This is a genomic window from Sandarakinorhabdus sp. FBCC-B8862 (assembly GCF_059745315.1).
Map to the genome: position 1 here is coordinate 1,546,638 of NZ_CM185574.1, position 20,716 is coordinate 1,567,353.

General features: G+C 66.5%; 18 protein-coding genes. 8 read left to right on the plus strand and 10 right to left on the minus strand.

What is annotated here, in order from left to right; genetic code table 11:
- The first annotated feature begins 81 nt into the window (after positions 1–81).
- The 6 genes from AC6BOR_RS07575 (at position 82) to AC6BOR_RS07600 (ending at position 7,250) form a co-directional block, all read left to right on the plus strand.
- Positions 82–624: a J domain-containing protein gene (locus AC6BOR_RS07575; RefSeq protein ID WP_498060565.1), complete on the plus strand. Its 543-nt coding sequence runs from the start codon at positions 82–84 to the stop codon at positions 622–624.
- 53 nt (positions 625–677) lie between these two features.
- Positions 678–1,889 carry a peroxiredoxin family protein gene (locus AC6BOR_RS07580; RefSeq protein WP_498060566.1) on the plus strand — a complete coding sequence of 404 codons (1,212 nt, stop codon included), beginning with the start codon at positions 678–680 and terminating at the stop codon, positions 1,887–1,889.
- A gap of 73 nt (positions 1,890–1,962) precedes the next feature.
- The gene (gene rpe / locus AC6BOR_RS07585; protein ID WP_498060567.1) at positions 1,963–2,622 is read left to right on the plus strand and encodes a ribulose-phosphate 3-epimerase; all 660 of its coding nucleotides are present in this window, start codon (positions 1,963–1,965) and stop codon (positions 2,620–2,622) included.
- A complete protein-coding gene (locus tag AC6BOR_RS07590) occupies positions 2,622–4,361 on the plus strand; it encodes a heparinase II/III family protein (RefSeq protein WP_498060568.1) in 1,740 nt (579 codons plus the stop codon). The genes rpe and AC6BOR_RS07590 overlap by 1 nt, the downstream gene beginning before the upstream one ends.
- A gap of 75 nt (positions 4,362–4,436) precedes the next feature.
- On the plus strand, positions 4,437–6,023 hold the full coding sequence (gene purH, locus AC6BOR_RS07595) for a bifunctional phosphoribosylaminoimidazolecarboxamide formyltransferase/IMP cyclohydrolase (protein ID WP_498060569.1): 1,587 nt from the start codon (positions 4,437–4,439) through the stop codon (positions 6,021–6,023).
- A gap of 78 nt (positions 6,024–6,101) precedes the next feature.
- Complete coding sequence (locus tag AC6BOR_RS07600; protein WP_498060570.1) at positions 6,102–7,250, plus strand: serine hydrolase domain-containing protein; 1,149 nt, start codon at positions 6,102–6,104, stop codon at positions 7,248–7,250.
- Positions 7,251–7,347: 97 nt separating this feature from the next.
- Here AC6BOR_RS07600 and hisD read toward each other — a convergent pair whose 3' ends face one another.
- The 5 genes from hisD to mmsB form a co-directional block, all read right to left on the minus strand.
- Positions 7,348–8,640 (minus strand): histidinol dehydrogenase, encoded by a 1,293-nt coding sequence (hisD, locus tag AC6BOR_RS07605; RefSeq protein WP_498060571.1) that lies wholly within the window; start codon positions 8,638–8,640, stop codon positions 7,348–7,350.
- Positions 8,624–9,286: an ATP phosphoribosyltransferase gene (hisG, locus tag AC6BOR_RS07610; protein WP_094473612.1), complete on the minus strand. Its 663-nt coding sequence runs from the start codon at positions 9,284–9,286 to the stop codon at positions 8,624–8,626. The genes hisD and hisG overlap by 17 nt, the downstream gene beginning before the upstream one ends.
- Before the next feature lie 54 nt (positions 9,287–9,340).
- Positions 9,341–11,269, minus strand: coding sequence for an alpha/beta hydrolase family protein (locus AC6BOR_RS07615; RefSeq protein ID WP_498060625.1), 1,929 nt, complete (start codon positions 11,267–11,269; stop codon positions 9,341–9,343).
- Between the two features lie 17 nt (positions 11,270–11,286).
- A complete protein-coding gene (locus AC6BOR_RS07620) occupies positions 11,287–13,206 on the minus strand; it encodes an alpha/beta hydrolase family protein (protein WP_498060572.1) in 1,920 nt (639 codons plus the stop codon).
- A 71-nt stretch (positions 13,207–13,277) separates the two neighbouring features.
- Positions 13,278–14,165 carry a 3-hydroxyisobutyrate dehydrogenase gene (gene mmsB, locus AC6BOR_RS07625; protein WP_498060573.1) on the minus strand — a complete coding sequence of 296 codons (888 nt, stop codon included), beginning with the start codon at positions 14,163–14,165 and terminating at the stop codon, positions 13,278–13,280.
- Positions 14,166–14,253: 88 nt separating this feature from the next.
- On the opposite strand from mmsB, the gene AC6BOR_RS07630 reads away from it, so the two are divergent.
- Positions 14,254–14,766, plus strand: coding sequence for a hypothetical protein (locus tag AC6BOR_RS07630; RefSeq protein ID WP_498060574.1), 513 nt, complete (start codon positions 14,254–14,256; stop codon positions 14,764–14,766).
- Positions 14,767–14,976: 210 nt separating this feature from the next.
- Here AC6BOR_RS07630 and AC6BOR_RS07635 read toward each other — a convergent pair whose 3' ends face one another.
- Genes AC6BOR_RS07635 through AC6BOR_RS07650 form a run of 4 tightly spaced genes read right to left on the minus strand, consistent with a single transcriptional unit; the run spans position 14,977 to position 18,625 of the window.
- Positions 14,977–15,750: an enoyl-CoA hydratase gene (locus AC6BOR_RS07635; protein WP_498060575.1), complete on the minus strand. Its 774-nt coding sequence runs from the start codon at positions 15,748–15,750 to the stop codon at positions 14,977–14,979.
- On the minus strand, positions 15,747–16,118 hold the full coding sequence (locus AC6BOR_RS07640; protein ID WP_498060576.1) for a cupin domain-containing protein: 372 nt from the start codon (positions 16,116–16,118) through the stop codon (positions 15,747–15,749). The genes AC6BOR_RS07635 and AC6BOR_RS07640 overlap by 4 nt, the downstream gene beginning before the upstream one ends.
- A 3-nt stretch (positions 16,119–16,121) precedes the next feature.
- On the minus strand, positions 16,122–17,618 hold the full coding sequence (locus AC6BOR_RS07645) for a CoA-acylating methylmalonate-semialdehyde dehydrogenase (RefSeq protein ID WP_498060577.1): 1,497 nt from the start codon (positions 17,616–17,618) through the stop codon (positions 16,122–16,124).
- Positions 17,619–17,665: 47 nt separating this feature from the next.
- Positions 17,666–18,625 carry a cation diffusion facilitator family transporter gene (locus AC6BOR_RS07650; protein WP_498060578.1) on the minus strand — a complete coding sequence of 320 codons (960 nt, stop codon included), beginning with the start codon at positions 18,623–18,625 and terminating at the stop codon, positions 17,666–17,668.
- Between the two features lie 47 nt (positions 18,626–18,672).
- On the opposite strand from AC6BOR_RS07650, the gene AC6BOR_RS07655 reads away from it, so the two are divergent.
- Positions 18,673–19,089, plus strand: coding sequence for a globin (locus AC6BOR_RS07655; protein WP_498060579.1), 417 nt, complete (start codon positions 18,673–18,675; stop codon positions 19,087–19,089).
- Between the two features lie 2 nt (positions 19,090–19,091).
- On the opposite strand, the gene AC6BOR_RS07660 is transcribed toward AC6BOR_RS07655, so the two are convergent.
- Positions 19,092–20,624 (minus strand): EAL domain-containing protein, encoded by a 1,533-nt coding sequence (locus tag AC6BOR_RS07660; RefSeq protein WP_498060580.1) that lies wholly within the window; start codon positions 20,622–20,624, stop codon positions 19,092–19,094.
- Positions 20,625–20,716 lie beyond the last annotated feature (92 nt).

Sequence of the window (20,716 nt, forward strand, 5' to 3'; positions counted from 1 at the left end):
ATGCCCGTTTCTGTCATCGCCGTCCAGACTGGTTGCGACGCGCGAATCGGCTTATTGGAACGGTGAAGGAGCAGCAGCCACGTGCCACGGCAGAAGCGCAGCGATGATTGGGGCTTTCCGCGCTGGCGCGATTACGGCAGCGGCGCGGCGGCGGCGAACGTGCGCCTGTGCGATCGCGATGGCTGCACCAACGTGGGTGACCGGCCGGCGCCCAAGGCCCCGAACAGCCCGGAACGCTGGTGGTTCTGTCAGCAACATGCCGCCGAATACAACGCCGGCTGGGATTATTTCCGCGGCCTCACGCCCGAAGAGGCCGCCGCCCGCGAACAGGCCGAAGCCGGCCAGCGCAAATATCAGCGCTCCAAACATTGGCAGTGGGGCCATGAGGGCGATGGCAGCCGCAGCCGCGCCGAACTGGATGCACTGAAGGTCCTCGGCCTGGACACGGATGCGGACATGACAGCCATCCGCGCCGCCTGGCGCAGCGCCGCCAAGGCCAGCCACCCCGATGTCGCCGGCAACAGCCCCGAAGCGGCCGAGCGCTTCCGGGCCGTGCAGGCGGCCTGGGATGTGCTGTCCGCCGCCGATGCCGCCCGCAAGGCCGCACAGCAAAGCCAGACTTGACAATAGCAAAGAAAAGCCGGGTTGCCGGGGGATGGCAAAACCGGTTTGGGGGAATGATGATGAAGCACCTGACCACCCTGTTCGCCGCCAGCCTGCTGGCCACCACCGCTGCAGCTGCCGACTTGAATGGCCAATGGCGGGTCAGTTTTGATGGCCACCCCGGCGGCCCGCTGCCCTTCACCCTTGAGGTGAAGCCCGGCAAGACCGGCCCGCAGGCCTGGATCATCAACCAGCCCGAACGGCTGAAGGTGGAACAGGTGACGGTGACGGGCGACAGCATCACCCTCGTCTTCCCCAGCTACAACAGCCGGCTTGAGCTCACCACCGCCGCTGATGGCAGCCTGTCGGGCGCTGCCACCGTGCTGCGCTCCTCCGGCACCGTCACCCTGCCGGCCCGCGCGGTGCGCGGCGGCTGGCGCTTTACCCCCGGCGCGGTCAAGCCCGCCGGCAATGTCAGCGGCCGCTGGAACCTCAGCTATGGCGACAACAAGGTGAAGGGCCTGATCATCCTGAAGCAGACGGGGTCCCAGGTCTCCGGCACCGTCCAGCTGCCGTCGGGCGACATGCGTTATCTATCGGGCGAGCTGAACGGCACCGCCCTCAAGCTCTCCACCTTCGATGGCAGCTTCACGAACCTGTGGATGGGCACGCTGGCCGGCGACACGCTGAAGGGCGCCCAGTTCGCCGCCACCAGCCGCGCCACCGGCAACCCGTTCGAAGCGAAGAAGGAAAAGCAGGCCACGATGGAAGCCGTGGCGGTGGAAAAGCCCGGCGGTGACCGCTTGAGCTTCCGTCTGCCCACCCCCGATGGCCAGATGATCAGCCTCGCCGATGCCCGCTACAAGGGCAAGGTCGTCGTCATCTCCATCGGCGGCGCCTGGTGCCCCAACTGCCACGACGAGGCCCAGTATCTCGGCCCCTATGCCGCCCGCCGGCAGAAGGAAGGCCTGGAAATGATCGGCCTGCAGTTCGAATATGGCACCGATGAAGCCCGCGCCATGCGCCAGATCAGCAGCTTCAAGAGCCGCTACAAGCTGATCTACCCGATGGTCTATGCCGGCCAGCCCAACGCCGACGACACCAAGAAGGTGCTCGGCAGTCTTGCGCCAGTGAAGGTGTGGCCCACCACCATCTTCATCGGCCGCGACGGCCGGGTGAAGGAAGTCCATGTCGGCTGGGCCGGCCCGGCGACCGGTGCACTGAACGTCAAGGCCAAGAAGGAGTTTGACGAAACCGTCAGCCGGTTGCTGCGCGAACGCGCCTGATCGCCCGATTTCGTCCACAGGCGGATTGGCCCACCCACTACCGCCGCGCCGGTGGCCCTGCTAGAGAGTTGGCATGGCCAATGTCCGCATCGCACCGTCCATCCTGTCGGCGGATTTCGCCCGCCTGGGCGAAGAGGTGCGCGCGATCAGCGCCGCCGGGGCAGACTGGATCCATGTCGACGTGATGGATGGGCATTTCGTGCCCAATCTCACCATCGGCCCGATGGTGGTGAAGGCGCTGCGCCCGCATTCCAGCCTGCCGTTCGACGTGCATCTGATGATCAGCCCGGCCGATCCCTATCTGGAGGCCTTTGCCGAAGCCGGCGCCGATATCCTGACCGTCCACCCCGAAGCCGGCCCGCACCTGCACCGCACCGTCCAGCGCATCAAGGCGCTGGGCAAACAGGCCGGCGTCTCGCTGAACCCGGCCAGCCCGGTGGAGCTGGTCGAAACCGTGCTGGGCGACATTGATCTGATCCTCGTCATGAGCGTCAACCCAGGCTTTGGCGGCCAGAGCTTCATCACCAGCCAGCTGAAGAAGATCGAGCGCCTGCGCCGCCTGATCGACGACAGCGGCCGCACCATCCATCTGGAGGTTGATGGCGGGGTGGATGCCGGCAACGCCGCCACCGTTGTCGCCGCCGGCGCCGATGTGCTGGTCGCCGGCACCGCCAGCTTCAAGGGCGGGCCCAGCCAATATGCCGCCAACATCGCGGCCCTGAAGGGCCATTGATGGCCGACGCGCCGCCGCCCGATGCCGCCGAAGCCAGCCTGCGGCGCGATGGCGGGGAGCGCGGCCTGTCGCTGTCGGAACGCGCCGCCGCCGGGCTGGCCAGCCGGCTTTATGCCACCCCGCTGCACCGCTTCCGCCTGCGCGGCCGGTTCCCGCTGAAACTGCTGGGCGTGCCGGCCGATCCGGTGCCCGGCGATCCCCATCTGGCCGAACGCATCATCGCCGGACGCCTGATCCACGCCGGCCACACCGTGATGATCCGCGATCTGGATTTCCGCACCGTCACCGCGCCTGCGGAATGGCAGCAATGGGCACAGGGCTGGGGCTGGCTGCGCCACCTTGCCATCCTGCCCGATCGCAAGACCGCGATCGCCGCCGCCGAAGCGCTGGGCCAGCGCTGGCTCAATGCCTATGCCGATTATGATCCGCTGGCCTGGCGCGCCGATATCGCCGGCACCCGGATGTTGATGGTGCTGGGCCATGCCCCGGTGATCCTAGGCAGCGGCAACCAGATTTTCCGCTCCGCCGTGCTGTCTGCGCTCGCGACCTGGGCCCGCCACCTCGATCGCGCCGCCCCGCGCCTGCCTGATGGCCTGGCCCAGGCCCGCGCCTGGTGCGGGCTCTGTGCCGCCGGCACCCTGATCCCCGGCGGCGAGGTGCGCGCCGCCCGCGCGCTGGCCGGGCTGCAGGCGCTGCTGGGCCGGCTGGTGCTGCCTGATGGCGGCATCGCCAGCCGCGCGCCCGGCGACGCGCTGGCGCTGGCCGAACTGCTGCTGTTCACCGCCAATGCCCCCGAATGCATCGGCACCCGCGCCCCGCCGCTGTTTGCCGATACGCTGGCCCGGCTGGTCCCCACGCTGCGCGGCATGGCGCTGGGCGATGGCCGCATCGGCGCCTGGCACGGCAGCGCGGTGATCGGCGCCGACGCGCTGGATCGCCTCGCCCGCAAGGCCGCCACCGGCACGGAATTGCGCCGCGGTGGCCGCTGGAGCGGCTTTCACCGCCTGTCGGCCGGCCGCAGCATCGTCATCCTCGATGCCGGGCCGCCGCCGCCCGCGCGCCTGTGCGGGCATGGGCATGCCGGCACCCTGGCCTTTGAAATGAGCGACGGGGCCGAGCGCCTGATCACCAACTGCGGCGGCGCTGCCGGCCTGCCCCAGGCGCTGGCCCCAGCGCTGGCCGCCGGCCTTGCCACCACCGCCGCCCACAGCACGCTGGTGATTGCCGACACCAATTCCACCCGCATCCGCGATGATGGCACGCTGGCCGGCGGGGTGGAGGAGGTGGCGATGGCCTATCGTTCCACCGGCGAAGGCCAGCTGATCGAAACCAGCCACGATGGCTATGCCCGCCGCTTTGGCATGCTGGTGCGCCGCCGGCTGTTCCTCTCCCCCGACGGCAACGAACTGGCGGGTGAGGATGTGATCGAGGCCGCCCCCGTCAAGCTGCTGCGCCGCCGTGGTGACCGGCCGTTCGATCTGCGCTTTCACCTCGGCCCCGGCGTGTCGGCCACCCCCACCGCCGATGGCCTGGGCGCGCTGCTCAAAACCCCGGCGGGCCGCATCTGGGCCTTCAAATGCCATGCCGAGGGCGGCAGCGGCTGCCGGCTGGCCATCGACCAGTCATTGTGGGTCGATGAAGCCGGCACCATCCACCGCACCCAGCAGCTGGTCATTTCCGGCCAGACCGCCAAGGCCGCCGCCGATCTGGCCTGGAGCCTGCGCCGCGCCGGGAAATAGGGCTGACATTTGGCGCGCAAGCCGCTAGGGCGCCCGGCATCCCGTGCCGCAACGCCAGCCAGCGAAAGCCCCGCCATGACCGATCTCGTCCGCATCCGCCGCGCCCTGTTGTCCGTCTCCGACAAGGCCGGGCTGGAACCGCTGGCCGCCGCTCTTGTCGCCCATGGCGTCGAACTCGTCTCCACCGGCGGCACCGCCACCGCCCTGCGCGCGCTTGGCCATGCGGTGAAGGATGTCGCCGAACTCACCGGCAGCCCGGAAATGATGGACGGCCGGGTGAAGACCCTGCACCCGCGCGTCCACGGCGGCCTGCTCGCCCTGCGCGACAATGAAGAGCATCAGGCCGCCATGGCCGCCAACGGCATCGGCGCCATCGATCTGGCCGTGATCAATCTCTATCCCTTCGCCGCCACCGTTGCCCGCGGCGCGCCGCGCGAGGACATCATCGAGAATATCGACATTGGCGGCCCCGCCATGGTCCGCTCCTCGGCCAAGAATCACGAATTCGTCGCCATCCTCACCAGCCCCGATCAATATGATGGCTTCATCGCCGCCCTGGCGGAACATGATGGTGCCACCCCGCTCGCCCTGCGCCGCCAGCTCGCCGCCGCCGCCTTCGCCCACACCGCCGCCTATGATGCCGCGGTCGCCAGCTGGTTCGCCTTTGCCGATCAGGGCGAAATGTTCCCCGCCGTGCTGCCCATCGCCCTCACCCGCAAGGATGTGCTGCGCTATGGCGAGAACCCGCACCAGAGCGCGGCGCTCTATCTGCCGCAAACCGGCGCGCGCGGCCTTGCCGCCGCCACCCAGCTGCAGGGCAAGGAACTGAGCTACAACAATTTGAATGATGCCGATGGCGCGCTGGATCTGATCGCCGAATGGAAGGGGTTCGGCCCGGCCTGCGCCATCATCAAGCACGCCAACCCGTGCGGCGTTGCCACCGGCACCAGCCTTGCCGATGCCTATGAAAAGGCCTTCCGCTGCGATCCGGTGTCGGCCTTTGGCGGCATCATCGCCGTCAACCAGCCGCTGGATGGCCCCACCGCCGAAGCCATCACCCAGATTTTCACCGAAGTGGTGATTGCCCCGGGCGCCGATGATGCCGCCCGCGCCGTGTTTGCCGCCAAGAAGAATCTGCGCCTGCTCATCGCAGATCTGCCCGATCCGCGCCGCCCCGGCCTGATGCTCAAGCCCGTGTCGGGCGGCATGCTGGTGCAAAGCCGTGACAATGGCGCCGTCAGCCGCGACGCCTGCCAGGTGGTGACCCGGCGCGCGCCGACCGAGGCCGAATGGGCCGATCTGCTGTTCGCCTGGACGGTGGCGCGCCACGTCAAATCCAACGCCATCGTCTATGCCAACGGCGGTGCCACCGCCGGGGTGGGCGCCGGCCAGATGAGCCGGCTGGATTCCACCCGCATCGCCGCGCGCAAGGCCATCGATGCCCAGGAAGCCGCCGGCTGGCCGCAGCCCAAGACCATCGGCAGCTGCGTCGCCTCCGATGCCTTCTTCCCCTTCCCCGATGGCCTGATCGCCGCCGCCGATGCCGGCGCCACCGCCATCATCCAGCCCGGCGGTTCCATCCGCGACAAGGATGTGATTGCGGCGGCCGATGAACGCGGCCTCGCCATGGTCTTCACCGGCATGCGCCACTTCCGCCACTAAATCTCCCCTCCCCTTCAGGGGAGGGGCCGGGGGTGGGGAAGTGCGGTACGAATGGGCATGCCAGCAAAGGATCAGCCCATGCGCGACCGCATCATCCACGCCCTCGAAACCAGCCTCGCCGCCGGCAACATCCCCGGCGCCGTCGTCACCATCGGCAACAGCGCCGGCACGCTGGTCGAGGCCGCGGTGGGCAGCAAGGGCCCAGGCGGGCCGCCCCTCAATCAGGATGATCTGTTCCAGATCGCCTCGATGACCAAGGCCATCGCCAGCGTTGCCGCCATGCAGTTGGTGGAACAGGGCCGGCTTGCCCTTGATGATGATCTGGGGCCCCTGCTGCCGGCGCTTGCCAACCCGCAGGTGCTGGAAGGCTTTGATGAGGCGGGCAAGCCCGTCCTGCGTCCGGCCGCCGGCCCGATCACGCTCAGGCTGCTGCTCACCCACACCTCCGGCTTCGGCTATGAATTCATGTCGGCCGAACTCACCCAGTGGCGGCTGCACAACCCGGCCAACCCCGGCACGCTGGCCAGCCTGAACCAGCCGCTGCTCGCCGATCCCGGCACAGCATGGATCTATGGCATCTCGACCGATTGGGTCGGCCAGGCGGTGGAGGCGGTGTCGGGCATACGGCTGGGCGAATGGCTGGCCCGCCATGTCACCGGCCCGCTCGGCATGACGGAAACCACCTTCGCCTTTGATGATGGCATCAAGACCCGGCTCACCCCGCTGCATGCCCGCACGCCCGATGGCGGGCTGATGCCCTTCCCGGTGCATTTCGGCGGCGGCGAGAATGCCGAATATCACGGCGCCGGCGGCGGCCTGATTTCGACAGCGCGCGATTATCTCAAATTCTGCCGCATGATCCTGAACGGCGGCACGCTGAACGGCGCCCGCATCCTGAAAGCGGAGACCGTGGCCATGATGGCAACCAACCAGGTGCCGATGCCCGCCGGCCGCATGAGCACCAACATGCCGGGCCTTTCCACCGATTTCGATCTGTTCCCGATGATGGATTGCGGCTGGGGCCTGGGCTTCCTGATCAACCCCGAAACCGGGCCCGACGGCCGCGCGCCGGGCACCCTGGCCTGGGCCGGCATCGCCAACAGCTATTACTGGATCGACCGCGCCAGCGACATCGCCGGCGTCGTCTGCATGCAGCATCTGCCCTTCGGCGAAACCGCCGCGGTGGACGTGCTGCGCGCCGTGGAACGGGCGGTGTACGCCAACTGATCCTCCCCCTCTGGGGGAGGTGGCGCCCTTCCTCCCCAGCCGCAGGATGGGGAGGTGCCGAGCACAGCGCGGCGGAGGGGCCGCGGCGGAGGGGGCCTCAAGCGCCCAACCGCAGCCGGATCGACGCCGCGTGCGCGGCCAGCCCTTCCACATCGGCAATGGCGGCGCCCGCCGGGCCGATCGCCGCCAGCCCGGCCGGCCCGCAATCGAGGAAGGTCGTGCGCTTCATGAAGTCCACCACCGACAGGCCGGAGGCAAAGCGCGCGCGCCGGCCGGTGGGCAGCACATGGTTGGGCCCGGCGAGATAATCGCCCGCCGCCTCCGGCGTGTGCCGGCCCAGGAACACCGAACCGGCATGGCGCATCCGGGCGAGCAGCCAGTCCGGATCATCCACCATCAGCTCGGCATGTTCGGGCGCCAGCGCGTCGAGCAGCGGCAGCGCCTCGGCCAGATCGCCGATCACGATGATGGCGCCATGGTCACGCCAGCTGGCACTGGCAACGGCGGCCGTGGGCAGGGTTTCCAGCTGACGGGCGACGGCGGCTTCCACCGCATCGGCTTCGGCCGCACTGGTGGTGATCAGGATGGATTGCGCCACCGGATCATGCTCGGCCTGGGCCAGAAGATCAGCCGCGATCCAGTCGGGATTGGATTTCCCGTCGGACACGATCACCACTTCCGATGGGCCGGCCACCATGTCGATGCCGACCATGCCATACAGCTGGCGCTTGGCCTCGGCGACATAAGCGTTGCCGGGGCCGGTGATCACGTCCACCTTGGGAATGCGCGCCGTGCCAAAGGCCAGCGCCGCCACCGCCTGCGCCCCGCCGACGCGGAACACGCGGGAGACGCCGGCCACCCGGGCGGCGGCCAGCACCAGCGGGTTGGCCTCCCCACCCGGCGTCGGCGTCACCATGATCAGATCGCGCACGCCGGCGACCACCGCCGGAATGGCATTCATCAGAACCGATGATGGATAGGCCGCGCGCCCACCCGGCACATAAAGGCCTGCGGCATCCACCGGGCTCCAGCGCACGCCTGTGCGCACGCCGGCGGCATCCACAGCGTCATTGCCGGTGGGTTTTTGCCGCTCGTGAAAATCGCGGATGCGCGCGGCGGCCAGATCAAGCGCGGCCCGCAGATCAGGTGCCAGGCCGTTCAGCGCCGCGTCCAGGTCCGCCGGGCCGATTTCCCAGCCGGCCGCATCCAGATCAACGCCATCAAACCTCGCGGTCAGCTCGGCCAGCACCGCGTCACCGCGGGCGCGCACATCGGCAATGATGGCGGTCACCGCCGCCGCGACTGCGGTCACCGGTTCGCGCTCTGCGGCCACCAATGCCGCGAAATCGGCCACGAAACCGGGGTTTTTCGCCTCAAGCCGCAGCGGCATCGCCACGCTCCACCAGGCCGCGCATGGCATTCACCAGCTCAACCACCCGGCCGTCGGTCTTGAAGGCGGCGCGGTTGGCGATCAGGCGGCTGGTCACTTCAGCGATCACCTCCACCTCCTTCAGGCCGTTCTCCGCCAGCGTCTTGCCGGTCGAAACCAGGTCGACAATCCGGCTCGACAGGCCAACCAGCGGCGCCAACTCCATGGCACCATTCAATTTTATCACCTCCGCCTGCAGGCCCCGGGCGGCAAAATGCCGGCGGGTGAGCGCCGGATATTTCGTCGCCACCCGCACGTGCGACAGGCGGGTCAGGTCCGGGTCCAGCCCATCCGGCTGCGCCACGCTCAGCCGGCACTTGCCGATGCCCAGATCAACCGGGGCATAAATCTCTGAAAAATCAAACTCCATCAGCACATCATTGCCGGCAATGCCCAGCTGCGCCGCGCCAAAGGCCACGAAGGTCGCCACATCGAAACTGCGTACCCGGATCACCTGGCAATCGGGCCGCGACGTTTCGAACGTCAACTTCCGGCTGTTTTCATTGGAAAAATCCGGTTCCGGCACGATCCCGATGCGCGCCAGCAACGGCAGCGCCTCCTTCAGGATGCGGCCCTTGGGCAGGGCGATGATCAATGGCGCGGTCATGATGCGCTGCGGCATAGCGCGGACCGCGCCGAAACGCCACCGTCCGGCGCAGCGTCAATTTGGCGGATTATGCTTCTCCAGAAACGCGATCTGGGCTTCCAGCATGGCAATGCGCGTCGCCGGGCGGCTCAACCAATGGTCCTCGCCGGCCAGTTCCACCCAATCCACGGATTTTCCAGCATCTTTCATGGCATCCTGCATCAGTCGGCTCTGCTCGATCGGCACCACCGTGTCATCCTTGCCGTGGATCAGCTGCAGCGGCACCGTCACCTTGGCCGCCAGCCGGGCCGGGGATCGCGGATCGATGCTGGTATCGGCCGCGCCCTTGGCCCCCATGAAGCGCTGCCAATAGCGCAGGGTGGGGTTGTTGTTGCCGCCGGTGTCACGGGTTTCCCACACAAGCATGCGCCTGAGATCAGAGACGCCGGCCACGGCCGAAGCACAGCGATACACCCCGCTGTCCACCGTCACGCCCGCCATTGCGGCATAGCCGCCATAAGATGCCCCGGCGATGCAGACGCGGCCAGCATCCACCGTGCCCTTGGCCACAAGATCACGCACGCCATCGGAAAGATCGGTCTGCATCTTGCGTCCCCATTCGCCATGGCCAGCATCGCGGAACGGGGTGCCAAAGCCCGATGAACCGCGGAACTGCGGCTGCAGCACGGCATAACCGCGGCTGGCGAGCGCCTGGCTCCACCAGTCATAGGCCGCCGCATCCCGCGCCTCTGGCCCGCCGTGGGGCAGCACGATCAGGGGCAAGCCCTTGGCCGCACGGCCGCGCGGCAGGGTGAGATAGGCTGGAATCTCAAGGCCATCGGCAGCCTTGTAGCGATAGGCGGTCACGGGATGAAGCAATTCGGGCCCAAGGCCATTGTAGCGGTCGGCGACGAACTCAATCTCGCCCTTTGGCCGGTTGATGCGGAACAGCGAAACGCCATTCTTCTCGCCGCGCACCTCGACAATCAGTGTCTGCCGGTCATCGCTCCAGCTTTCCAGTTCAATCTGTTCGCCGGGGAAAGCGCGGGTGATGCCACGCCACATCGCCTGGTCCTTGGGATCGAAGAATTTATAAGCGTTGCCCTCAAGCCCAACGTCGATCAGGCCAATCGCCAACCCGCTGCGGCGATCGCGGAGCACGGCATCGGCCTCGAACCCCTCGACCTTGGTCATGCTGCCATCGGCCAGATTGATGGCATAATCCTCCCACTCACCCGATTTGTGGCTGTTCAGCAGCAAGGTGCTGCTGTCCTTGCCAAAGCCATAGACACCGGGCGGATCGAGTCGCGCCACCTCTTCATACACCTTGCGGAATCGGCCATTGTCGCGGAGCAGCAGGCGATAAGTGCCGGTCTTGCCGTCATAATCCTCGCGTGCCACCGCGCGGCCATCGGCATCCAGCACAAAGCGCGACGTTTCCGGTGCGCCCACCAGGCCAACCTTGGCGCCCGGCTTGGTCAGATTGATCTCGATCAGCGAGACCGCACCGAAGCCGTTATCAAAGCTGATCCCCGGCACGATCACAAATTGCTGGCCGTCGCGGACAACCGGCTGAGGACTTCCCACCGCCGCATTCAGCACATTGGGGATCCGATCGAGCAATGGGCGCCACGCCTTGCCCTTGCTCAGATCCAGCACCAGCAGCATATAGCGTTCGCGCTTGACCCCGCCGGTGCCGGTGTCAAAATTCTGGGTGGTCGATATGGTGGCAATGACATGATCATTGCCCGCCCAGGTCACATTGCGCACCTTGGATTTTTCCGCTGGCGTGACGGAAAGCAGTTTGTTGTCGACCAGGGTGCGCACCTGGATCTGGGCCGCCTTTTCATCCCCCATCACGGCCGCCCATTTCGTGCCATCGGGAGAGAGCACCATGCGCTGCACATTTGGCAGCTTGCCATACAAACTGATCGGCGGCGGCGCCGACGCGGCCGGGCCGGCCATCAGGGTTGAGAGCAGCACCGCTGCAATCAAGCGAAGCATCACGTTGTCAGTCTCCATCAATCCGGCGGGTTGTGCTTCAACAGGAACGCGACCTGCGCTTCCAGCATGGCGATGCGGGTTGCTGGCTTGCTGAGGAAATGGTCTTCCCCTTCGAGCTCAAGATAGTCCACGGGTTTGCCGGCCGCCTGCATCGCATCGCGCATCAGCCGGCTCTGTTCCAGCCGCACCACCGTGTCGTCCTTGCCGTGGATCAATTGCAGCGGCACCGTCACCTTCGGCGCGAGCCTCGCCGGCGACCACGTATCGATGCTGGTGTCATCCTTGCTCTCCGCGCCCATGAAGCGCTGCCAGTAACGCACCACCGCGTTGCGTGTGCCGCCCATGTCCTTCGCCTCGGTCAAAAGCATCCGCCTGAGGTCAGAGACACCGGCCACAGCCGAAGCGCAGCGATAGACTCCAGCTTCCACGGTCACGCCCGCCATCGCGACATAGCCGCCATAGGATGCACCAACGATGCACACCCGCTTGGCATCCACTGTGCCCTTTGCCACCAGATCGCGGACGCCATCCGACACATCGGTTTGCATCTTTCGACCCCACTGGCCGTAACCGGCATCGCGGAAATCATCGCCAAAGCCGTCGGAGCCACGGAACTGCGGTTGAAGCACGGCATAACCACGGCTGGCCAGCGCCTGCGCCCACCAGTCAAACCCGGGATAATCCCGCGCCTCGGGTCCGCCATGGGCCAGCACGATCAACGGCAGCCCCCTTGCGTCGCGCCCCCGGGGCAGGGTGAGATAGGCCGGAATGTCCAGCCCATCGGCTGCCTTGTAGGTGAATGTCGTGACCGGGCTGATCTGTTCTGGCCCGAGCCCGGCATAACGCAAAGCCAGCGGGCTGGCAGTGTGCTGGCGACGATTGATCAGAAAAACGCCAATGCCACTCTTTTCACCTTCCACGGAAACGATGATCGTCTGCCGATCATCGCTCCAGCTTTCCAGGTCAACGCGTTCTCCGGCAAAGCCCTTGCTCAACCCCCGCCACAGCGCTGCATCCTGCGGATTGAAGAAATTGTAGCGGACGGCGTCGAGGGAGATGTCTTTGGTGCCGATGACCGTGCGGGTGCTGCGGTCAATCACCAGGCTGTCAGCATCAAAATCAGCTGTCGGGCCACTGATCGAGCCATCGGCCAAGTTGACCAGAAAATCCTCCCGCTTGCCCGATTTCTGGCTGGAAAGGATCACTGTGCGATTGTCGCGGCCAAAGCCGCGCAGGTAGGGGCCGTCAAGCAGGGCGGCCTCACGATAGATGGGCCGGTAATCATTGCCATCTCGCAGGGACAGCGTCCATTCCCCGTCAGACGCCCGATACTCCGATCGGGCGAGCTGCCGGCCATCGGGTCCCACCGTCCAGCCGGCCGTGGTTTCGCTGCCAACTTCCTTGAGATAGCCCTTGCCACGCGTCAGGTCTATTTCGGCCAAGGCCAGCACAAAACTGTCGTGCCGCAGGTTGAATACCGGGACCACTAGGTAGGGCTTGCCATCCCGCAACACCGGGCGCACCGGCCCGGCTGCTTGGTCCCACGTGTTGGGAATATCACGCAGCTGCTGTTCCCATTTGCTACCCTTGCGGCCAAGGTCGAGCGTGAGCAGGAATTGGGATTCAACCGGGCGGCCAGTGGCACGCGACTTAACCGTATTGGCGATGGTGGCAATCACATGGCCGTTGCCGACCCAACTGACGTCGCGCACCTTGGTCTTCGGCGCCGGCGTGGCAGCCAGCAAAGCATTGTCGGCTGCGCTCCGCACCTGGATCTGCGCAGATGCGTCATCCCCAAGAACCGCCGCCCATTTGCTTCCGTCAGGTGACAGTTCGATCGATGCAATATTGGGCAACTGTCCATAAAGGCTAAGGGGGGGTGGCACAGCTGCGGCGGCAGAAGACAGAAAGGCAACAGCAATCGCGGCACGCAGCATGGCGGCTCCCTCGTTTGTTGTGACCCAACAGCCAATACAAACGCTTGGCACCAACCTGTCAACCGGCCGGGTCAGCCCTTGTTGCCGCACAGCAACTTGATGATGCCGGAAAAATCCTTGGGGCCGCCGCCGTTGTTCACAAACAACTGGTACAGGCTTTGGGCCTCCGCCCCCATCGGCACGGTTGCGCCCACGCCCTGGGCGGCTTCGCAGGCCAGTTTCAGATCCTTCAACATCAAGGCGGCGGCAAAGCCGCCCTGGTAATCCCGGTTGGAGGGCGCGGTGGGCACCGGGCCGGGGACGGGGCAATAGCTGGTCATGGACCAGCTCTGCCCGCTGGCCTTTGACGAGATGTCAAAGAAGGTCTGGGCATCGAGGCCCAGTTTTTCGGCCAGCACGAAGGCTTCGGCGGTGGCGATCATGGTGGCACCCAGGATCATGTTGTTGCAGATCTTGGCGGCCTGGCCGGTGCCTGCGCCGCCGGCGTGGATCACCGCCTTGCCCATCTGGGCCAGGATCGGCTGCGCCACCGCGAACGCCGCCGCCGGGCCGCCGACCATGAAGGTGAGGGTGCCGGCATCGGCCGCCGCGGTGCCGCCCGACACCGGCGCATCAACCATGGCCAGCCCCCGCGCCGCCGCCGCTTCGCCCAGCGCCCTGGCGGTGGCGACATCGATGGTGGAACAATCAATGAGGATGGCGTGCGGCGCGGCAGCGGCGAACAATTCGCCTTCATAGGCGGCGCGGACATGGGCGCCGGCCGGCAGCATGGAGATGATCGCATCGGCGCCAGTTGCCGCCGCCACCGCGCTCGCCGCGGCAACCGCGCCGCCGGCCACCACCCGTTCCAGCGCCGCGGCCGACAGATCAAAGGCCCGCACCTGGTGCCCGGCCTTGACCAGATTGAGCGCCATGCCGCCGCCCATGTTGCCGACACCGATGAATGCGATTGTTGCCATGGCCTTCCTCCTGCTTGCACCCTTGCCCGGAAGCCTTGCCATCCGGCGCCGCCCTTGCCAAACGCAGACAAGAGGGAGGCAGGCACCGTTGCGCAGTTTGATCAACCGGCTGGTGATGGGCGGCGATATCCGCGCCTGGCGGACCCGCCACAGCGAGGCTGCCACCCGCGCCTTTCACGATCTTGCCGCCCGGGCGGTTGCGGCGGCGGAGGCCGAGGCGGCGCGGCTGGACTGGGCCAATCTGGCGCTGAACCAGCGCGATTTTCTGTCTCACCGGGTCAAGACCCTGCTGCGCGACAATGCCGAGCCGCTGGCCGACACGCTGATCGAGGCGGCGAACCATGATCTCGCCCTGCTGGCCGATGCCGAGGTGATCCGCATCCGCGCCGATGATTATGCCGTGCCGTCCAAGGGCCTGATCCTTGATCTGTCCGAAGCCATGCTGGCCATGCTGCCGATGAACCGCACGGCGCTGCTGCACGAGAAATTGCGCGACTATGTCCACACCAGCCTGATCGCCGGGCCGAAGGGCAAGCCGGCGATCCTGGAACAACTGCAAAATGCCTATGCCGAGGCGGCAAAACGGGCGCTGAAGGGCTGAGAAAGAGCGGCCAGTTTTGACACTATTGACGGAATTGCCGGGATTCAGCGTTGTTTCGGCTGACTTTTTTGCATTTCCGCCATCATGCCACAGCCTGCCCGTGTAGGGCAGAAAATCCTCCCCCACTGGAGGAAGTGGCAGCAAGGACCCCGCCTGGTGGCCCCCTCCGCCCTGCGGGCACCTCCCCCAGAGGGGGAGGATGTTGGCCGCTTATTTCCCGGTCCAGTTGCCCGGGCGCTTTTCCACGAAGGCGGCCATGCCTTCCTTCTGGTCGGCGCTGCCGAACAGCGCATGGAACAGCCGCCGTTCAAAGCGCACCCCTTCCTTGAGGGTCATTTCAAAGGCCGCATCCACCTCTTCCTTCACGGCGATGGCGGCCAGGGGCGCCATGCCGGCGATGGTTTCGGCCAGTTTCAGCGCTTCGTCGAGCAGTTGATCGGTGGGCACGACGCGGGCGACGAGGCCAGAGCGTTCGGCCTCGGCGGCGTCCATCATCCGGCCGGTCAGGCACATTTCCATCGCCTTGGCCTTGCCAATGGCGCGCACCAGCCGCTGCGATCCGCCCATGCCGGGCGTGACGCCCAGCTTGATTTCCGGCTGGCCGAACTTGGCGTTCTCGGCGGCAATGATGATGTCGGCCATCATGGCGAGCTCGCAGCCGCCGCCGAGCGCAAAGCCGCTAACCGCCGCGATCCACGGCTTGCGGGTGGCCGTCACATGGTCATAGCCGGCGAAGAAATTGCCGCCATACATGTCGGCAAAGCTTTGGGTGGACATTTCCTTGATGTCGGCCCCGGCGGCAAAGGCCTTCCCGCTGCCGGTGATGACGAGGCAGCGCTGGCTGGCATCGGCGTCATAGGCGGCAAAGGTGGTGATCAGTTCGCCCAGCACCTGGGAGTTGAGCGCATTCAGCGCCTGCGGCCGGTTCAAACGCACCAGCGTGACCGCGCCACGGGTTTCCACAAGGATGGTTTCAAAGCTCATTTGTCGTCCTTTGCCGCCGCATAATCATCGGCACCCAAAAAATGGATCGAGACATAGGGCTCGTCGCCCACCACCCAGCTGTCGTGGCCGGGTGGCACATAGAAGATATCGCCCGCCTTCATCTCGATGATGCGGCCATCGTCCATGGCGGCAGTGGCACAGCCGGACACGACCATGCCAACATGTTCGACATGGCAGGACGTCGCCCCGGCCGCCGCGCCGACATCATCCTTCCAGCGCCAGCCCGGCTGGTAGGTGGCGCGGCCGATGGTCATGCCGCCCAGCCGGACGATCTCGAACCGGCCCTTGGCGAATTCCCGCACCTCGTCCGGCTTGTCGAAGCGCTTGAGGATGACATCGATGTCCATGCCTCACCCCATCGTCGGAATGACAAACGCACTGCCGCCGTCGCTGCCGCCATCGGGCCAGCGGCCGGTCACCGTCTTGCGCTTGGTCCAGAATTGCACGCCTTCCATGCCGTGCTGGCCGATGTCGCCAAAGGCCGAGCGCTTCCAGCCGCCAAAGCTGTGATAGGCGACCGGCACCGGGATCGGCACATTGACGCCCACCATCCCCACATTCACCCGGGCGGCGAATTCGCGTGCGGCGTGGCCGTTCCGCGTGAAGATGGCGACGCCATTGCCATATTGGTGCTGGCTGGGCAGGGCGAGCGCGGTTTCGAAATCGGGGGCGCGCACGATCTGGAGGACAGGCCCGAAGATCTCTTCCCTGTAGCTCTGCATGTGCGGCTGGACATGATCGAACAGGCTGGGCCCGATGAAGAAGCCACCTTCATGGCCCTGCAGGGTGAAGCCGCGGCCATCGACCACCAGCTCCGCGCCTTCATCGACGCCCATCTGGATATATTGCTCGATCCGCGCCTTGTGCGCCGCCGTCACCACCGGGCCATAATCCGCTTCCAGATCGGTGCTGGTGCCGATGCGCAGCCTGGCAATCGCCGGCAGCATCATCGCCCGCAGCCGCTCCGCCGTCTCATCCCCCACCGGCACCACCACCGGCAGCGCCATGCAGCGTTCGCCGGCACTGCCAAAGGCGGCCCCGGCCAGATCGCGCACCACCTGATCCAGATCCGCATCGGGCATCACGATGGCGTGATTCTTGGCCCCGCCCATCGCCTGCACCCGCTTGCCGCGCGCGCAGCCCTGTGTGTGGATATAGTGCGCGACGTCAGACGAGCCGACGAAGCTGATCGCGGCGATATCGGGATGCTGGATGATCGCATCCACCATCTCCTTGTCGCCATTCACCACGCTGAAAATGCCATCCGGCAGGCCGGCATCGCGGAAAATGTCGCCCAACAGATGCGGCAGGGTGGGATCGCGTTCCGACGGTTTCAGGATGAAGGCATTGCCGGTGACGATGGCGACGCCGGCCATCCACATCGGGATCATCGCCGGGAAATTGAACGGGGTGATGCCGGCCCCGATGCCAATCGGCTGCCGGAAGGCCCAGACATCGATACCCGGCCCGGCGCCATGGGAAAATTCGCCCTTCAGCACGTGCGGCGCGCCGCAGCAGAATTCGATCACCTCCAGCCCGCGCTGGATGTCGCCTTTCGCATCGGCCAGCACCTTGCCATGTTCGGAACTGAGCACGCGGGCCAGTTCATCGATGCGGGCCTCCACCAGTTCCTTGAACTTGAACATCACCCGGGCGCGGCGCTGCGGGTTGGTGGCGGCCCAGGCCGGCTGCGCGGCGCGGGCGGCGGCGACGGCCTGTTCCAAAAGGTCCATGCCGGCCAGGCGGACCTCGGCCTGAACCTGGCCCGAATTGGGATCATACACCGGGCTGGTGCGGCTGCCGGCAACCACGGGTTTTCCGGCGATATGGTGATCGATGATGCGCATGGCGGCTGTTTATCGGCTGGCGCTGCGGCTGGCCACAGTCGAATCCATCAGTGGTGGTGATGCTCGCTGCAGCCTTCCGCCACCGCCTGGCGGCAATGCGTGTCGCCGGTTTCCACCTGCAGCGTGGCATGGCCGATCTGGAAGCGGTGGTGCAGGGCATGGGCGATGTTGGCCAGCGCCTCGTCCCCCGGATGGCCGGCGGGCATCACCAGATGCGCCGTCAGGATCGCGCCGCTGGTGCCCTGCGGCCAGATGTGGAGATCATGCACGGCGGCCACGCCCTCCAGCCCGGTGAGCCAGCCGCGCACGGCGGCCGGATCGATGCCGGCGGGCACGGCATCCATCGCCAGCGCCAGCGATTCCTTCAACAGGCCCCAGGTGCCCTTCAGGATCACCGCCGCCACCGCCAGGCCCAGCAGCGGATCGATCCACACCCAGCCGGTCTGGCGGATCACCAGCCCACCCAGCACCACGGCGGCCGACACGCCGGCATCGGCCAGCATGTGCAGATAGGCACCGCGGATGTTCACATCGCCCTTGCGGCCGCTGAGGAACAGCAGCGCGGTGCCCAGGTTGATCAATATGCCCACCGCCGCCACCGCCATCACCATATCGCCCGACACGGCAAGCGGCTGGGTGAGGCGGTGCAGCGATTCAAAGATGATGCCGCCGCACGCCGCCACAAGGATCAGCGCATTGGCCAGCGCGGCCAATATGGGGGATCGTTGCAGGCCCCAGGTGAAGCGGTCGCTGGGCGCGCGCCGGGCCAGCGCGATGCCGCCCCAGGCAATCAGCAACCCGGCAACATCCGAGAGATTGTGGCCGGCATCGGCCAGCAGGGCCATGGACTCCACCCACAGGCCGGCCGCCGCCTCGATCCCGACATAGAGGAGGTTGAGCACCACGCCCACGGCAAAGGCACGGCCATAATCGGCCGGGGCATGCGCGTGGCCATGGCCACGATGATCATGGCCGCCCAGCGGGTGCGAATGGGCATGGCTGTGCATCCCCCTGTTATGCACAGGTGCACAGCGCCAAGTCGAGGGGCAGGCTGATGGGCATGACAGATCACCGCATCGCCCTGGAGGCCAGCCTGGCGCTGGCGGTTGACCGGATCGGCGATCCGCAGCCGGCGATCTATGCCCGGCTGTTTGCCCGGCATCCGGGGATGGAAGCGGAATTCTGGCGCGACACATCCGGCCGCATCCGGGGCGAGATGCTGGCGCGCAGCCTGGAGATGGCGCTGGATCTGGCGGCGCCGCACGCGCCCGACGGCGGTTGGGGGGCAGCGTTTCTGGGCACGGAGGCGGTGACCCACGATGCCTATGGCATCAACCGGGCCGTGTTCGCCGATTTCCTGCCGATCATCGCGGCGGTGATGGCCGAAGCCGGCGGCGATGGCTTCACGCCGGCGATGGCGGCGGCCTGGGATGTGGTGCTGGCCCGCGCGGCGGCGGTGCTGGCGGCCTGAAATCAGGCCGGCCGGTGCAGCCGGCGTTCGGCCAGCTGGCGGCGCAATTCGTCCATCGCCATCGGCTTGGCGAACAGATAGCCCTGGCCATATTGCACACCCTGCGCCGCGAGCGTGTCGCGCTGGGCGGCATGTTCGATGCCTTCGGCAACCATCTGCATGTGCAGCGATTTGGCCATGGCAATGATGTGCGGCACCACCAGGCTGGCTGCGGAATCGGTGCCCAGTGCATCGATGAAGCTCTTGTCGATCTTGAGGACATCGGGTTTCAGCGCGGCCAGCATCGACAGGCTGGAATAACCGGTGCCGAAATCATCCACAGCCAGCCGCACCCCGAGTGCGTGAAGTTCGCTGATCCCGGGCATCGCCACGACATGGTCAGTCAGGCTGCGTTCGGTGGCTTCCACCACGATGTTCGCCGGTTTGGCGCCGCTGCGCGAGAGGGTGGATTTCACGAGGCCCACCACAGCGCCGCGGTGGAAATCGTCGGCAGCGAAATTGATGGAGACGCGGAAATCCGGTTCTGCCCGGAACAAGCCGCGGCAGTCATCTGCCACCAGGGCACAGGCATGGCGGGTCAGCTCGCCGATCAGGCCGGCATTTTCGGCCGATGCAATGAACACATCGGGCGCCACCAGGCCAACCGCCGGCTGGTTCCAGCGCATCAACGCTTCGGCCCCCACCCAGCGACCCGATTCGAGATCGACGATCGGCTGATAGAGCATGAAGAATTCGCGCCGCCGGATGGCACGCCGGAAGATGATGTTGGGCGACGATTGCAGGACGATCAGCCGCTGCGTGCCATAGCCGAGCACCAGGGCCGCCAGCAGCGCCACCGGCACCAGCCACACCGCAGTGCGTGAAAAGGCGGTGATGATGCCAGTGCGCGGTACGGCCGCCATGGTCATCAACTCATAACGGCTGGAACGGGCGAGCGCGATGACGTGGCCATCTTTGTGCACCAGCTGGACGTGGCCGGGCGGCGTGCTGCGCAGCCACTCTGGCCGGACATGGCCCTTTGCCGACAACGTCAGCCGGGTATTGGCCGTGATAAGGGCCAACGACACATCTGACCCCACAACATTGGCACTGAACGGCAGGGCTTTGTGGACGATGGCACCCAGGCCCGCCTGTTCGACCACAATGAAGGCCTGGTTGGGCGCAAAGGCGAAACGCACATTCTTGCGCAACCGTGCGCCACCGGGCTGGACCTCGTCCACCGGGCCGATGGCGAGGTGGGTGCGCCCGGCAATCGACGAGCAGATGAACTCGTTGCCCTCCACACGGCCGATGGCCTGGATATAGCTGGATCCCAGATCAAGCCCGCGCATGCGCTGCAGCGCCGCCGGGCTGCACAGATCGGTGTGCAGCGCCTGAATGGCAGCAAAGGCCTGTTCGATCTGTTGCGTTGTTTCTTCGGTGCGATCCAGCGCCGTTCGGGCCAAGTCACGCGCGCGGGCTTCTTCGACGGATTTGGCCGAACGATAGGCCAGTGCCAGGGCCACCGCCAGAGGTGCCAGCAATGCCATCAACATCGCGGCAATCAGCAACAACGAATGCTTGCGGGTTGGCAATCTCGGCCCTTTCCGCGCCGGATAATTGGCAATTTACCAGAACGGCCGGCCAA

Bases quoted from the DNA above. Each gene is read 5' to 3' on its own strand.
- AC6BOR_RS07580 (WP_498060566.1), top strand. From the start codon at position 678: ATGATGATGAAGCACCTGACCACCCTGTTCGCCGCCAGCCTGCTGGCC.
- rpe (WP_498060567.1), top strand. From the start codon at position 1,963: ATGGCCAATGTCCGCATCGCACCGTCCATCCTGTCGGCGGATTTCGCC.
- AC6BOR_RS07590 (WP_498060568.1), top strand. From the start codon at position 2,622: ATGGCCGACGCGCCGCCGCCCGATGCCGCCGAAGCCAGCCTGCGGCGC.
- purH (WP_498060569.1), top strand. From the start codon at position 4,437: ATGACCGATCTCGTCCGCATCCGCCGCGCCCTGTTGTCCGTCTCCGAC.
- AC6BOR_RS07600 (WP_498060570.1), top strand. From the start codon at position 6,102: ATGCGCGACCGCATCATCCACGCCCTCGAAACCAGCCTCGCCGCCGGC.
- hisD (WP_498060571.1), bottom strand. From the start codon at position 8,640: ATGCCGCTGCGGCTTGAGGCGAAAAACCCCGGTTTCGTGGCCGATTTC.
- hisG (WP_094473612.1), bottom strand. From the start codon at position 9,286: ATGACCGCGCCATTGATCATCGCCCTGCCCAAGGGCCGCATCCTGAAG.
- AC6BOR_RS07615 (WP_498060625.1), bottom strand. From the start codon at position 11,269: ATGCTTCGCTTGATTGCAGCGGTGCTGCTCTCAACCCTGATGGCCGGC.
- AC6BOR_RS07620 (WP_498060572.1), bottom strand. From the start codon at position 13,206: ATGCTGCGTGCCGCGATTGCTGTTGCCTTTCTGTCTTCTGCCGCCGCA.
- mmsB (WP_498060573.1), bottom strand. From the start codon at position 14,165: ATGGCAACAATCGCATTCATCGGTGTCGGCAACATGGGCGGCGGCATG.
- AC6BOR_RS07635 (WP_498060575.1), bottom strand. From the start codon at position 15,750: ATGAGCTTTGAAACCATCCTTGTGGAAACCCGTGGCGCGGTCACGCTG.
- AC6BOR_RS07640 (WP_498060576.1), bottom strand. From the start codon at position 16,118: ATGGACATCGATGTCATCCTCAAGCGCTTCGACAAGCCGGACGAGGTG.
- AC6BOR_RS07645 (WP_498060577.1), bottom strand. From the start codon at position 17,618: ATGCGCATCATCGATCACCATATCGCCGGAAAACCCGTGGTTGCCGGC.
- AC6BOR_RS07650 (WP_498060578.1), bottom strand. From the start codon at position 18,625: ATGCACAGCCATGCCCATTCGCACCCGCTGGGCGGCCATGATCATCGT.
- AC6BOR_RS07655 (WP_498060579.1), top strand. From the start codon at position 18,673: ATGGGCATGACAGATCACCGCATCGCCCTGGAGGCCAGCCTGGCGCTG.
- AC6BOR_RS07660 (WP_498060580.1), bottom strand. From the start codon at position 20,624: ATGTTGATGGCATTGCTGGCACCTCTGGCGGTGGCCCTGGCACTGGCC.